Source organism: Winogradskyella poriferorum (assembly GCF_036553625.1).
GTDB lineage: Bacteria > Bacteroidota > Bacteroidia > Flavobacteriales > Flavobacteriaceae > Winogradskyella > Winogradskyella poriferorum.
This window is the reverse complement of the sequence record NZ_JAZHOU010000004.1, coordinates 20,131-34,637: the sequence shown is the minus strand read 5'-3', so window position 1 is coordinate 34,637 and position 14,507 is coordinate 20,131. Positions and strand designations below refer to the sequence as shown.

Genomic DNA, 14,507 nt, shown 5'->3' with positions numbered 1-14,507 from the left:
GGTATATATTATTGTAGAGCGAAAGACGGGATTTGAACCCGCGACCCTCACCTTGGCAAGGTGATGCTCTACCCCTGAGCTACTTTCGCAGTTTTTAAAGAACTATTTCGCTGTAAAAGCGGATGCAAATTTAAAATAAATCTTATAAATGCAAAGCCTTTTTTAAAAATAAATACAATTTATTTTAAGCTTGTTTTTTATTCACCAACATTCGCTTTATTTCATTGAGTTTCATTAACGCTTCAACTGGCGTTAAAGTATCAATATCTGTATGTAGAATTTCATCTTTAATATCCTCTAAAAGAGGATCATCCAAATTAAAGAAGCTTAACTGCATATCATCTTTTAAAGATTTTACCTTATCAGTCAGCTCTTCACTTGAATGTGATTTTTCAAGTTTAGTTAAAATTTTATTTGCTCGCCTTATCACTTGTTGTGGCATACCAGCCATTTTCGCAACATGAATACCAAAACTGTGCTCGCTTCCTCCTTCAACAAGCTTTCTAACAAAAAGCACATTATCTTTTAATTCTTTAACAGCTACATTAAAGTTTTTAATCCTATTAAAGGTTTCTGTCATTTCATTAAGCTCGTGATAGTGCGTTGCAAAAAGTGTTTTTGGTTTTGCAGGATGCTCGTGCAAATATTCACTTATGGCCCAAGCTATAGAAATACCATCATAGGTACTTGTACCTCGTCCTATTTCATCTAACAAGACTAAACTGCGGTCTGATATATTATTCAGAATAGAAGCAGTTTCATTCATTTCTACCATAAACGTAGATTCGCCCATAGAGATATTATCGCTAGCTCCTACTCGTGTAAAAATCTTATCGACAAGTCCAATTCTGGCCTGTTCTGCTGGTACAAAACTTCCTATTTGGGCTAGTAATACAATTAATGCTGTTTGTCGTAAGATTGCCGATTTACCAGACATGTTTGGTCCAGTAATCATTATAATCTGCTGCGATTCTCTATCGAGATAGACATCATTCGCAATATAAGCTTCACCTAATGGTAATTGTTTTTCTATAACAGGATGACGTCCTTCTTTTATATCTAGTTCAAAACTATCATCAATTTGAGGATATGAATAGTTATTACTCTTTGCCAAGCTTGCAAAACCACAAAGGCAATCTAACTGACCAACTAATTGAGCATTTTGCTGCACCTGAATGATAAATTGATGCATCCAGCTTACCAACTCAACAAACAACTGCTGCTCTATGGCTAAAATGCGTTCTTCGGCACCTAGTATTTTTGCTTCGTATTCTTTTAACTCTTCGGTAATATAACGCTCCGCGCTTACCAATGTTTGCTTACGCACCCATTCTTGTGGCACTTTATCTTTGTGAGTATTTCTAACTTCAATGTAATAACCAAAAACGTTATTTGATGCTATCTTTAATGACGGAATACCTGTACGCTCACATTCACGCTCTAGCATTTTATCTAGGTAATCCTTACCTGACTTTGACAATCCTCTAAGCTCATCGAGTTCTTCAGAAAATCCTTCAGCAATAGTATTCCCTTTTAAGACATTAACCGGAGCCTCTTCGTTTAGCGTTTGCTTTATTTTTTCGCGAAGCAAATCGCAATTATGAAGACTACTTCCAATAATTTTTAAGGCTTCATTATCACAACTTTCTGCAATAGATTTTATAGGAACAATTGCTTCTAAAGAGTTTTTAAGCTGAATCACTTCGCGTGGACTTACCTTAGTGGTTGCAATTTTAGAAATAAGACGTTCTATATCTCCAATATGCTTTATTTGTCCTTGCATTTTTTGAAGCGCAACATCATGCTCCAATAAATACTTAACAACTTCATGTCGTTGTTTTATTTTTTCAGCATGTTTTAGAGGCAAGGCTAACCAACGCTTTAAGGTACGACCTCCCATTGCCGAAATTGTTTTGTCAATAACGTTAATTAAAGTTACCGCATTGGCATTGGTAGAATGGTATAATTCTAAATTTCTAATGGTGAATTTATCCATCCAAACGTAATCATCTGTAGCAATTCTAGAAATTGTTGCAATATGCTCTAACTTGTTATGCCTTGTTTCACTTAAATAGTGCAACACAACACCTGAAGCAATAATACCTTCATACAAATCTTCTACACCAAACCCTTTTAAGCTTTTAGTATTAAAATGCTTGGTTAGTGTTTCGTTGGCGTAATCTGCCTGAAACACCCAGTCTTCGAGATAAAAAGTATGAAAATCATTTCCAAACGTTTCACTGAAGGTCTTTCTGCACTTTTTTGAAATAAGCACTTCACTAGGATTAAAATTCTGAAGTAACTTATCTATATATTCTGCATCTCCTTGAGAGGTTAAAAACTCACCTGTTGAGATGTCTAAAAACGAAATTCCGATGTAGGTTTTATCAAAATGAACAGCACACAGAAAATTGTTAGACTTGGAATGTAAAATATCATCATTTAATGCGACACCAGGCGTTACCAATTCTGTAACTCCTCGCTTAACAATTTTTTTGGTTTGTTTAGGATCTTCAAGCTGATCGCAAATTGCCACACGTTCACCTGCTTTTACCAACTTTGGTAAATAGGTGTTTAATGAATGATGTGGAAAACCTGCCAATTCAGTTTCGCTATCGCTACCAGCACCACGCTTGGTTAAGATAATGTCTAGTATTTTGGATGCTTTTACAGCATCACTACCAAAGGTTTCATAAAAATCCCCAACTCTAAACAGCAATAATGCATCAGGATACTTTGCTTTTATAGCATTGTACTGCTTCATTAATGGTGTTTCTTTTTTTGCCTTTTTAGCCAAGAGAAATGTGTATTTTTGCTTCATCCCGATTGTCATCAGGACTTGTAATTGTAACATTGCTAATGTAGCCAAATAGCCTTATTATATAAAGCCTTTTGAGCATAAGTTATTTACAAAACACATAACATTTCAACATGCGTAAATTAAAAAATAGTGAATTAGACCGTCTCGATGTTTCTGAATTTAAAGAAGCTAAAAAGTCTCCTATAATTATCATTTTGGATAATATTCGTAGTCTGAATAATATCGGATCTGTTTTTAGAACGAGTGATGCTTTTTTAATTGAAAAAATTTACCTCTGTGGCATTACAGCTCAACCTCCTCATAACGATATTCGCAAAACAGCTCTAGGAAGCACCGAAACTGTTGATTGGGAATATGCCGAAAACACAATAGATGTTGTTACCGATTTAAAAAACGAAGGTGTAAAAATTTGTGCTATTGAACAGGCTGAACATGCAACGATGTTAGATACATTTCAACCTCAACCTAATACTAAATATGCCTTTGTATTTGGCAATGAAGTTAAAGGTGTGGCACAAGATGTTGTAACTGCTAGTGATGAAGTTATAGAAATACCACAATTTGGAACCAAACACTCTTTAAATATTTCAGTAAGTACTGGCGTGGTAATATGGGATGTTTTTAGCAAATTGAAGAAGCTCATATAAACCTTCCCAAAGGAAGGCTTTTATTATTTTTTATCTTTCTTAGTTTGAAAGATTATAAGAAAGACCAACAATATTATAATAAAAATAACAAATGCTTGTTGCGGTGTTGCTCCTGACGAAATGTTGTTATTAGGTCTTGGCGCATTTACTGGTCCACTAAAAGGTGTACCTTTTTGAATAAAATAAATTATATTATAAAGAATCATATAAAGCGGTACTATATTCTACTTGTGCTAAAACTTACAAAAAAGTTACGATAACAAATAAACGTAACGAATAAAATCAAATTAAAAAACATATAATCATGCCTATTATTAAACCCATTAGAAATATACACCCTCAAATCTCTGAAGATTGTTTTGTTGCCGACAATGCCACTATTGTAGGCGAAGTTACTATGGGAAGCCAATGTAGTATTTGGTTTAATGCTGTTGTTAGAGGTGATGTGCATTATATAAAGATGGGAAATAAGGTAAATATACAAGATGGTGCTGTAATCCATGCAACGTATCAAAAATCGCCAACTACTATTGGTAACAACGTTTCTATTGGTCATAACGCTATTGTTCATGGATGCACAATACACGATAATGTCCTAATTGGCATGGGCAGCATTGTAATGGATGACTGCGTTATTGAAAGCAATAGCATTATTGCTGCTGGTGCTGTAGTAACCAAAAACACAATTGTAGAATCTGGCAGTATATACGCTGGTGTACCAGCTAAAAAAGTAAAGGATATTAGCGAGGAATTAATCTCTGGAGAAATTGACCGTATTGCAAATAACTACGTGAAATATTCTGGCTGGTTTAAAGAATAAGTCTTAAAAATCTAAAAACGTGGTTTCAAAATTACCACCTACTAATGTATTTAATACCTCAACGTTACTGTTAGAATGTAGTTTTACCGAAGGTGTTGCTTCATCTAAATTCAATAAATCTTGAGATTGCAAAACGGCTTTTGTCTGCTTGGCGACTGCCAATCCTGAATCTATGATTTTTACGCCCTCAGGAAGCATCGTTTCTAACATTGGTATTAAGTAAGGATAATGCGTACAACCTAAAACCAGGTAGTCTATATTAGCCTTAAGCATAGGCTCTAAATAGAGCTGTAGCAAATCTTTCATTTCATCTGAATTCAACTTACCTGATTCTATTAAAGGCACTATACCTTCCCCTATTTGCTCTATCACTTTTATACCATTAGCATACAAATCTGAGGTTTTGTGAAAAAGCTGACTACTAAGCGTTCCTTTAGTGGCTAAAATCCCAACCGCTTTAGTCTTTGTATTTAAAGCTGCTGGTTTAATTGCTGGTTCTATCCCAATAAAAGGCACCTCATACGATTCCCTTAAATAGGTGATTGCATTTGTTGTCGCTGTATTACATGCAACCACAATAATTTTGCAACCTTTGCTTAGCAAATATTCTGTGTTCTTTATGGAAAGGTTCTTTATCTCTTCCTTAGTCCTATTACCGTATGGCGCATTTCTGCTATCTGCTAAGTAGATTATATTCTCATTTGGGAGCAAGGCATGTATTTCTTTAAAAATGGAAGTGCCACCAACACCAGAATCAAAAATACCAATTGGATAATTACTCATACGTACAAAAATAAAAAGTCGCTTTATTAAAAAGCGACTTTCAAATAGATTTTATTTAAAACTTACTTATATTTTTAAGTGAGCTTTTACATCTGCCATAAGGTCTTTACCATCTGAAACTAGTAATACTGCAGAATCTAGAACATACTCATATCCTTGAGCTTTAGCCACTTCTTGAATTGCCTTTTTAGCATCCTCAATTATTGGCTTCATAAAAGCTTCATTTTTCTTTTGGATATCTTGTATCTGATTTTGTTGATACACCGCTATTGATTGATCAAAAGTAGCAACCTCTTGCTTACGTCTTAAGTTTTCTTCATCTGTCTGTGATGCAGCTTCTGCCTCATATTGCTTAATTTTATTATTAAGCTCTTTCATTTGGTCTTGTAGCTCAGCTTGATAAGTTGCTTTAAGCTTATCGATTTCTGCTTTAGCTTTAATATAGTCTGGCATAGCTTCAATCAGCTTTTGAGTATCTATATGTGCAATTTTACTTTGTGCCGACATATAAGTAGTTGCACCAATAAATAGTGCTGCTGCAAATAATAATGATTTAAAATGTTTCATTTTTCTAAATTGTATTTGTGTGTTATAATTATTAGTTATCTTCTCCTTCTTCTTTCTTAGCTTTCGCTATAGAATCTCTTTTTCTAAGTTGTTCTTCACGCTCTTCACGCGCTTTTTTTCTTTGTTCTAAAATTTTCTTCTTTCGTTCTTCTAACGCTTTTCTTCTTCTTTCTCTATCGTTTGCCTTAATTTCGGCAGCAGTTGGCTGCTTCTTAGAACTCACCGAATCTTTTTTAACGGTAGACTCTGCTTTTTTACTATCAGAAGTCTTAACCACTTTTTTTCCTTGAGTTGTACTATCTTTTACTGTTTTTTTAGCTTCGTCCTCAGTTTTATTTCTAGCATCTAATATACTTTGCCTACGAGCGTCTGCTTCACGCTTCTTTGCTTCTCTAATAGAGTCTTGTCTTGCTCTCCTCGCCTCCAAAGCCTTTTCGCGCTCAGCACGTTTTGCAGCTAATTCTGCTTCTCTTGCTGCTTTACGTTCTTCTAAAGCTTTCTGTCTTTCATCCTTTTCTTCATTTACTACAGGTACAACATCTTCATCTTCTAACTCTTGACGCTCCTTTTTACTCTTTGCTTGATTACGTTTTGAAGTCCGTGTAATTGTTCTTAAAACTTGCTCACTAATATCATAGCGCTCAGCAGAATAAAGCATTACTACATCTGCTGATTTATCAAAAACAAAATCAAACTTTTTAGTTTCCGCTATTTGCTGTACAGCTGCGAATATTTGATCTTGTATAGGCTCTATTAACTGACGTTTTTGAATCATTAAATCTCCATTAGGACCAAAACGCTTTTGTTGATAGTCTAATATTTCTGCCTCTTCAAAAGAAATATCTTCCATACGCTCTTCATATAATTCCTTTGTAAGCAATACACTCTCATTTTCAAGCTCTTTCTTCTTTTGGTCGATTACACTAAGCTTTTTTTCTATCTCAGTTTTCCACTGTAGCACTTTTTTGTCTAGCTGTGTAGAAGCTTCCTGATACTCAGGTACATTTTGCAAAATATACTCGGTATCTATATAACCTATTCTAACACCTCTTTGGGCATTAGCATTAAAGCTCATAAGACCTATAACTGTCAGTAAAAAAAGAACTTTAAATTTCATCATGATTGTTTTTGTTTTGAGACATCTTGAATTGTTTTCCAATCTTTTCGTCAATTTTAGTGTTACTAATCTTCAAATTTAACGAAATATATCCTTAAAAATTTTAACACCATAATGAAATACTTAATTAGCAACTAGAAAATATCGTGCCAAAATTAAAATTGTTGCCCAATAATGAAGTGTGTTTCCCATTTTCTTGGTGATGTTCCATCTGGTAAATCGTCGAATGCATGACCAAAATCTATACCTAATAAACCGAAGGCTGGCATAAAGATTCTTAGACCGAAACCTGCAGATCTTCTAACATTGAAAGGATTGAAATCTCTAAAACTGTTGATAGACTGACCGCCTTCTAAGAACCCTAACGCGTATATCTTAGCCTGAGCACCAAGTGTTATAGCATGACGAAGTTCTAAAGAGAATTTGTTGTAGATAGAACCACCATCTGTTGTAGATAGGGATTGATTAGGATAACCACGTAACTGAATAATCTCTCTTCCGTCTAATGCAAAATTTCCTAAACCATCTCCTCCAACAAAGAAACGCTCAAAAGGAATAACTCCTCTATCGTTATTATACGCACCTAAGAAACCAAATTCTACACTAGGTCTAAGAACCAACTTTTTTGTTAAGGCTGTATACCAATCAGCTCTAAACTTTATTTTATAGAACTCTAACCACTTAAAACGCTCTTGGTCAATTTCACCTATACGTGCATAGTCATCTTCATCTGATGGATCTAAAGCATCTCTCTCATCTTTAAGCGCCTTATAATCCACTCCATTTACTAAAGAATATGGGAAAGAAAACTTAGCAGAAGCCGTAAAACTAGATCCTCCTGTTGGGAAAATTGGATCTGTGTATAAATTATTTCTACTTAAACCAATAGTATAAGACAAGTTATTTGATGTACCATCACCGAAAGTAAATAGTCCTGTGTTATAGTTATTTAAGTCATACTTTTGGTAGCTTATTGCCTGTGATAATAAAAAGTAGTCATCTGGTTCTGAAAGCCTGGTTGAAATACCTAAAGTAAGACCAAGAATATTAAATCTTCTACTCTTATCTGCTCTACGTGTTGTAGAGTTATACAAAAATTGTCTAGAATAAGATAAAGAACTTGATAGCTGGAATGGCTTCTTACCACCTAACCAAGGCTCACTAAACGAGAAACTATATGTTTGAAAAAACTGACTAGCTTGCAATCTTAGAGCCAAACTCTGTCCATCTCCTCTTGGTACTGGTTTGTATGCTTCCTTTTTAAATATATCTTTGATAGCAAAGTTATTGAATGATAACCCAAGTGTACCTATAAAACCTCCGCCACCATAACCACCTTGTAGTTGTATTTGACTAGAGCCTTGCTCGGCAACTTCATATTCAATATCTAAAGTACCATCTACAGGATTAGGGTTTTTAATATTAGGAACCAACTGTTGCGCATCAAAGAATCCTAATTGCCCTAGCTCTCTTAGGGTTCTTATGATTTGAGATTTACTATACAACTCACCTGGACGTGTTCTTATCTCTCTGTATATTACATGGTCGTTGGTTACATCATTTCCTTTAACTGTAACATTATTGAAATAAGCTGGCTTACCTTCAGAAATACGAATCTCCATATCGATGACATTACCCTCTGCACTTACCTCAACTGGGTTAATCGTAGAGAACATGTAACCACTATTTTGATAAGCATTTACTAAACTTATTGCATCTGGATCATTAGGATCATCTATACGCTCTCTCAACTCTACACCATTATATGTGTCACCCTCTTTAATGCCTAACAATGCTGCCAATTGTCTGTCATCATATACTGTATTACCAACAAAATCTATTTTTCCAAAAGTATATTTTTCGCCTTCTTCTACTTCTATGTTTAAACTTATAGTTTTGTTATTGTTATAAATTATAGAATCTGAAACAATTCTGGCATCTCTATATCCTTTTTCTTTGTAACGATCAACAATGCTTACTAAATCTTCTCTAAAGTCTTCTTCTATATATTTTGAACGCTTAAATATTCGCAATGGACTAAGACTCTTTTTCTTAGTATTTTTCATTGCTTTACGAAGCTTTTTATCTGCAAGTTTTTCGTTACCAATAAAGTTGATTTCTTTTATCTTTACTTTCTGACCTTTGTCTATCTTAATTTTCATGTTAACACGTTCCTTTTCAACAGAGTCTATAACTTCTGTGGTTTGAATGTTAACTTTAGCGTTTAAAAATCCTTTCTTTTTGTATTTGTTAGTAAGGTAATTTCTTGTGGTTGCAATAAGGTTTTCTGTAACCTTTACACCAGATTGAAGCTTATTTTCGGTTATAATTTCATCCTTCTTACCTTTCTTTACACCCTCAATCGTTAAATCTTTAAGCTCGGGCAAATCCATAAGATGGATTTCTAAATTGGCGGTACTACCATCTATATCAGTAATAAAAATATCTATACTACTAAATAGGTTAGACTTCCATAAGGTCTTAACTGCGTTAGCAATTTTTTCTCCGCCTACCTGAATTTCTTCGTCCTTTCTTAGCTTTGAATAAGCAATAATAGTTTGTGGACTAAAATTAGTATTTCCTGTAACGGTAATTTCTTTAATTAAATACTTAGCACCATCTTGAGCTTGTGCATTACCCAAAAAAGGTATTGTAAAAATTAATACAACACCAATTAATTTAGCAAGGGACTTTGATAATTTCTTATGAGGTAAGTTGTTCGCTTGTTTTTCCAAATCTTCGTTCTCTATTTTGATAATTTATGAGTGCTTTGTACAAATGTTCTTTGTCAAAATCTGGCCATAAAATATCCGTAAAATATAATTCAGCATAGGCAATTTGCCAAAGTAAAAAATTACTAATTCGTTGCTCACCGCTAGTACGAATTAACAAGTCTACATCTGGTAAATTTTGCGTGTAAAGATGCTTATTTATAATTGATTCATCAATACTTTCAGAAGAAATTATATTATTTTTAACTTTAACTGATAATTCTTTAATAACATTAACAATTTCTTCACGAGAACCATAGCTCAAGGCTAAAGTTAATGTCATATTCGTATTATTTTTTGTCTTTTCTATAACATCCAACAACTCTTTATGTGCTTTTTTTGGTAAATCGTGAAGACAACCAATTGCAGATAGCTTAATATTATTGTCTTGTAAGGTTTTTATCTCCTTTTTTAATGATTTTACCAAAAGTTTCATAAGCGTTTGCACTTCTAGTTTTGGTCTGTTCCAGTTTTCTGTAGAAAAAGCATAAAGTGTTAAATTCTTAATACCTAATTCTGCACTTGCCTCAACGGTTTGCCTAACAGCTTTAGTACCGTTTTCATGTCCAATAACGCGCATTAAGCCCTGTTGCTTTGCCCAACGACCATTACCGTCCATAATTATTGCAACATGGTTGGGAAGTTTTTCTTTATTTACTTTTTCTTTTAGACTCATCTTAAAAATTACAATAACAAGGTCTTCTACCAAAGGTGTAAGTTAAGGTAATTCCTGAAAACACATACCAATCATTACTATTTGTGTTTCCAAAACTTAGCTGTTCTCTAAACTCATTATCTGGCACACTCCCATCTAGCTCATCAGAAAATGTATATCTAGCACCTATTTCTCCTGCTAACACCAAATGATTGCTTATATTGGTTTTATACCCTAAAACCATTGGTATACCATACGCCCAACTACTTGTATCTTCTGAAGTATACTGACCGTTTTGAGTAAAATAATAATTATCGTGATTAGCCACAGAAATCCCTGTATATAAATATGGTGTTCCTTTTACTCCACTTGTATGTAAATCAAAATCCCAAAACGTAAATTCCATTCCGGCAGATATTTCTAAAATACTTGTATTAAACTTATAACCTCTTTGTATTCTTCTTGGATCATCTGATTTTCCATCAATACCTTCTAAATCTGAAAAAATAACAGATAATCTATAAGAATGCCTCGGACTTCTATTCCATTTAAAAATACCACCAATAGCAAGCTGATTTGGTGATATATAATTGGTAGCACCAACATCTCCAATAAAATTACTCCCACCTGCAAACACACCAACCTCATAAATTTGAGCTTTAGTGTTTTGCATAAAAAATACACATATGAAAATTAGGAATAAATACCTCATAAATTTTTCAAAGTTTGCAAATATAATAATTATGATTAGCCTATTACAATTTGATACAAATTGTCTTAGAGATAAACAGTATTTACAAGCTTTTATTGTAAAAAACAGGACTTAATTACGTCTATCCTCGCCCCAAAGAAGCTTTTTTCTTAAAGTATCTAAGAATGTTTCTTCTAAACGCTCAACCATCTTAATTGCAAAACCAGCCTTTTTTACTGTTACCGTAGTTGTATTAGGCAAAGTAACAATTCTAGAATCTAAAGACATTAAAAACTGATCCTCCCTCCCGTCAACCTTAAAAGTAACTTTTGTTTTGTCTGGTATAATTAAAGGTCTTGCACTTAAATTATGTGGAGCTATAGGTGTTAGCGCAAAATTATTAGCTTCTGGTGTTATGACTGGACCTCCACAACTTAAAGAATATCCTGTAGAACCTGTTGGTGTAGATAATATAAGACCATCAGCCCAATAAGAGGTTAAATATTCATCATCAAGATGTGTTTCTACAGTAATCATAGAGGTAGTATTCTTTCTGCTAAGAGCTATCTCATTAAGTGCAAAGTTAGTATGCCCTACAACTTGGCTTTCGGGTTCTGTAGTAACACTCAACAAAGTACGCTCTGAAATTTTATAATCTCCATTAAAAATCTCAGATAGTGCGGAGTCAATCTCTTCTGTTTGTATAGTTGCTAAAAAACCTAATCGACCAGTATTAATACCGACTATAGGGATACCAAGGTCTTTCACATAGGTTATTGCTCTTAATATAGTACCGTCGCCACCAATACTAATAAGCAAATCGAATGTTTTATTGAGCTCTGTAAATGTTTTTAATGCGCTATTATTAAGAACTACTTCGTTCTGTTGACTCAAAAAATCTGATTCAATTAAAACCTCAACATTATATTTTGAGAGCTCATCTACTAAAATCTCTAGTGCATTCTGAGTAGAATCTTTTGCGTAATTCTGACCGTAAATTGCAATTTTCATCATTACATATTTAGGTATTTGTCTAGATACTCTGAACGCTCTTTTAAGCTTTCTATATAAGAATCTTCTTCATGACCTGAAACAATATTATAACTGTAGCGCCTAAAAGTTTGTATAATTTCGTTAAGACTGGAATTACCAATTTTTAATGTAATCTGAACAAGGTCTGACCCCATTTTAGATATAAATGCACCAAGTAGTTTTGCATCATTAGACTCTACAATCTGACTAATTTCACTAAACGAATAATCATGGATTCCTTTTTCTACGATTAAAATACCTCCAGGCTCTGCGAAAAAAGGTGTTTCGTTAAACAAATGAATAATATCATTCAACTCATAGTATCCTAAATAGGTGTTCTTTTCATCTAAAACAGGCATGATATTAGAATCGTTCTGAGCGAATGCCTCAAGTACATCGAGCCAGTTAGTTGTAGATCTCACAAAGAATCCTTCAATAGTATGATTACAGTCACTTATTGCTATAGCGCTATCGAAACAATGCACATCAGTTTCTGAAATACAACCCATATACACACCTTGATTATGAATTGGCACATGAGAATACGTGAGCTGATTAAACAGCATTTGTAAATCACCTATTTTATCTGTGATATTCAATGGCTTTATGTCGTTTATAACAAAATCTTGTAACTGCATATTTAGTGTTTCAATATCTTGCAAATTAATCAAAAATAACTACAAAAACCCAAGATGAGTTCTGTATTTTTGTTGTTTAAAACTTAAAAAAATGACAAAATTAAGTGTTAACATTAACAAGATTGCGACACTAAGAAATAGTCGTGGTGGAGATGTACCAAGCGTAGTACAATTTGCTAAAGATGTTCAACGATTTGGTGCTGAAGGTATAACAATTCACCCAAGACCAGACGAAAGACATATTCGTTATCAAGATGTCTACGATTTAAAATCTGAAGTCACCACAGAATTCAATATTGAAGGTAACCCAATACCTAAGTTTATCGACATGGTTTTAGAAGTAAAACCAACACAAGTAACTTTGGTACCAGATGCTGAAGACGCTATAACATCTAATGCAGGCTGGGACACCGTAAAACACAAAGATTTTTTAATAGATGTTATTAAAGAGTTTAAAAATAATGACATAAGAACTTCAATTTTTGTAGACCCAGACTTACACCAAATTGAAGGTGCGAAAGTAACAGGAACAGACAGAATTGAACTCTACACCGAAGCTTATGCTCATCAGTTTAGTTTAGGTAACAAAGATGGCATAAAACCTTACATGGAATGTGCTGGCTTAGCCAATACATTAGGACTTGGTATTAATGCTGGTCATGACCTTTCACTTGATAACATCAAATATTTTAAAGAAAATATCACTGGCCTTTTAGAAGTTTCTATTGGTCATGCACTTATATCTGAAAGTTTGTACTTAGGCGCTAAAAATGTAATAAAAATGTATTTAGACAAACTAAAATGATTTTACACTCTAACATTATAGGCCAAGGAAAACCGTTTGTAATTCTTCATGGTTTTTTAGGCATGGGAGATAACTGGAAAACTCTAGCCAAACAGTTTTCAGAAGCTAACTACCAAGTACACTTGGTAGACCAACGTAATCATGGTCGTAGTTTTCATTCAGAAGACTTTGACTATGAGTTAATGGCTGAAGATTTAAAAGCATATTGCAAACAGCATAGCCTCAATGATATTGTTTTACTTGGCCACTCTATGGGAGGAAAAACAGCCATGCTTTTTGCTGCCTTATTTCCTGAGCTCGTAAGTAAACTGATAGTTGCAGATATTTCTCCACGCTATTACCCTATACATCACGATGCTATTTTAGAAGGACTAAGTAGCTTAGACTTTTCAGAAATAAAGAGTCGCGGCGCTGCAGACAAAGCATTAAGCAATTATGTAAGAGATACAGGCACCAGATTGTTTTTACTCAAAAACTTACACTGGGTAGAAAAAGGACAATTAGGCTTAAGAATTAATTTACCAGTTTTAAAAGACAACGTTTCAGAAGTGGGAGAAGCATTACCTATACATGCCACTTTTGATAAAGATACATTATTTCTGCGAGGAGATAAATCTGAATATATCGGAGAACAAGACGAAGCCATCATTCATCGTCATTTTCCAAATTCAGAAATTGTTACAATTAAAAATGCAGGTCATTGGTTGCATGCAGAAAATCCAGAAGACTTTTATGAGGCTGTAATTAATTTCTTATCTTAAGTAAACTAAAAAAACTTAATGACATGAATCTTTTAATAAGACTTTTAATCAATGCTCTAGCCGTTTTCATCATAGCTCATCTTTTAGGAGGTGTTGAAGTAAATGGCTACGTAGGTGCCATTATTGTAGCCTTGGTTTTGGCTATTCTCAACCTCTTTGTAAAGCCAATTTTAATAATTTTTACATTGCCTGTTACCATTTTAACCTTAGGATTATTCCTTTTAGTTATTAATGCTCTGATTATTCTTTTAGCAGACAAATTAATTGATGGATTTGGTGTTAATGGATTTTGGACTGCCTTAATTTTCAGTATTCTATTATCCATTCTGCAATCTATCTTACACACCATTTTTAAAGAGCCAAAAAACGACTAAAAACCAATTGTTTAAACTATTGTAG

General features: G+C 33.8%; 14 protein-coding genes and 1 tRNA gene. 5 read left to right on the top strand and 10 right to left on the bottom strand.

The genetic code is table 11. The annotated features are described in order from the left end of the window. Positions 1 to 17: 17 nt before the first annotated feature. A tRNA-Gly gene (locus V1468_RS12165) sits at positions 18 to 89 on the bottom strand. Positions 90 to 184: 95 nt separating this feature from the next. Continuing rightward, complete coding sequence (mutS, locus tag V1468_RS12160; RefSeq protein ID WP_331810500.1) at positions 185 to 2,821, bottom strand: DNA mismatch repair protein MutS; 2,637 nt, start codon at positions 2,819 to 2,821, stop codon at positions 185 to 187. Positions 2,822 to 2,931: 110 nt separating this feature from the next. On the opposite strand from mutS, the gene V1468_RS12155 reads away from it, so the two are divergent. Further along, entirely contained in the window at positions 2,932 to 3,468 is a 537-nt protein-coding gene (locus tag V1468_RS12155) for an RNA methyltransferase (RefSeq protein ID WP_331810499.1), read from the top strand. A 304-nt stretch (positions 3,469 to 3,772) separates the two neighbouring features. Further along, entirely contained in the window at positions 3,773 to 4,288 is a 516-nt protein-coding gene (locus tag V1468_RS12150; protein WP_331810498.1) for a gamma carbonic anhydrase family protein, read from the top strand. 3 nt (positions 4,289 to 4,291) lie between these two features. Here V1468_RS12150 and murI read toward each other — a convergent pair whose 3' ends face one another. The 8 genes from murI to V1468_RS12110 all read right to left on the bottom strand — a co-directional run bounded on the left by murI (position 4,292) and on the right by V1468_RS12110 (position 12,542). Continuing rightward, a complete protein-coding gene (gene murI / locus V1468_RS12145; RefSeq protein ID WP_331810497.1) occupies positions 4,292 to 5,071 on the bottom strand; it encodes a glutamate racemase in 780 nt (259 codons plus the stop codon). Positions 5,072 to 5,137: 66 nt separating this feature from the next. After that, a complete protein-coding gene (locus V1468_RS12140) occupies positions 5,138 to 5,638 on the bottom strand; it encodes an OmpH family outer membrane protein (RefSeq protein ID WP_331810496.1) in 501 nt (166 codons plus the stop codon). A gap of 31 nt (positions 5,639 to 5,669) precedes the next feature. Continuing rightward, positions 5,670 to 6,758 carry an OmpH family outer membrane protein gene (locus tag V1468_RS12135; protein ID WP_331810495.1) on the bottom strand — a complete coding sequence of 363 codons (1,089 nt, stop codon included), beginning with the start codon at positions 6,756 to 6,758 and terminating at the stop codon, positions 5,670 to 5,672. A 152-nt stretch (positions 6,759 to 6,910) separates the two neighbouring features. Continuing rightward, positions 6,911 to 9,490, bottom strand: a complete 2,580-nt coding sequence (gene bamA, locus V1468_RS12130) for an outer membrane protein assembly factor BamA (protein ID WP_331810494.1) — start codon at positions 9,488 to 9,490, stop codon at positions 6,911 to 6,913. Continuing rightward, positions 9,459 to 10,202 (bottom strand): isoprenyl transferase, encoded by a 744-nt coding sequence (locus tag V1468_RS12125; RefSeq protein WP_331810678.1) that lies wholly within the window; start codon positions 10,200 to 10,202, stop codon positions 9,459 to 9,461. The genes bamA and V1468_RS12125 overlap by 32 nt, the downstream gene beginning before the upstream one ends. Position 10,203: 1 nt before the next feature. Continuing rightward, the gene (porG, locus tag V1468_RS12120; RefSeq protein ID WP_331810493.1) at positions 10,204 to 10,893 is read right to left on the bottom strand and encodes a type IX secretion system protein PorG; all 690 of its coding nucleotides are present in this window, start codon (positions 10,891 to 10,893) and stop codon (positions 10,204 to 10,206) included. Positions 10,894 to 11,004: 111 nt separating this feature from the next. Then, a complete protein-coding gene (locus tag V1468_RS12115; RefSeq protein ID WP_331810677.1) occupies positions 11,005 to 11,883 on the bottom strand; it encodes an NAD kinase in 879 nt (292 codons plus the stop codon). 2 nt (positions 11,884 to 11,885) lie between these two features. Then, the gene (locus V1468_RS12110; RefSeq protein ID WP_331810492.1) at positions 11,886 to 12,542 is read right to left on the bottom strand and encodes a CBS domain-containing protein; all 657 of its coding nucleotides are present in this window, start codon (positions 12,540 to 12,542) and stop codon (positions 11,886 to 11,888) included. Positions 12,543 to 12,633: 91 nt separating this feature from the next. Here V1468_RS12110 and V1468_RS12105 point away from each other — a divergent pair, with 91 nt between their 5' ends. From V1468_RS12105 to V1468_RS12095, 3 genes are read left to right on the top strand one after another with little or no spacing between them, the layout of a single operon-like run. After that, entirely contained in the window at positions 12,634 to 13,347 is a 714-nt protein-coding gene (locus V1468_RS12105) for a pyridoxine 5'-phosphate synthase (protein WP_331810491.1), read from the top strand. After that, positions 13,344 to 14,108, top strand: coding sequence for an alpha/beta fold hydrolase (locus V1468_RS12100; RefSeq protein ID WP_331810490.1), 765 nt, complete (start codon positions 13,344 to 13,346; stop codon positions 14,106 to 14,108). Before V1468_RS12105 ends, V1468_RS12100 begins: the two co-directional genes overlap by 4 nt. A 23-nt stretch (positions 14,109 to 14,131) precedes the next feature. Beyond that, entirely contained in the window at positions 14,132 to 14,482 is a 351-nt protein-coding gene (locus tag V1468_RS12095) for a phage holin family protein (RefSeq protein ID WP_278006268.1), read from the top strand. The last annotated feature ends 25 nt before the right edge of the window (positions 14,483 to 14,507 follow it).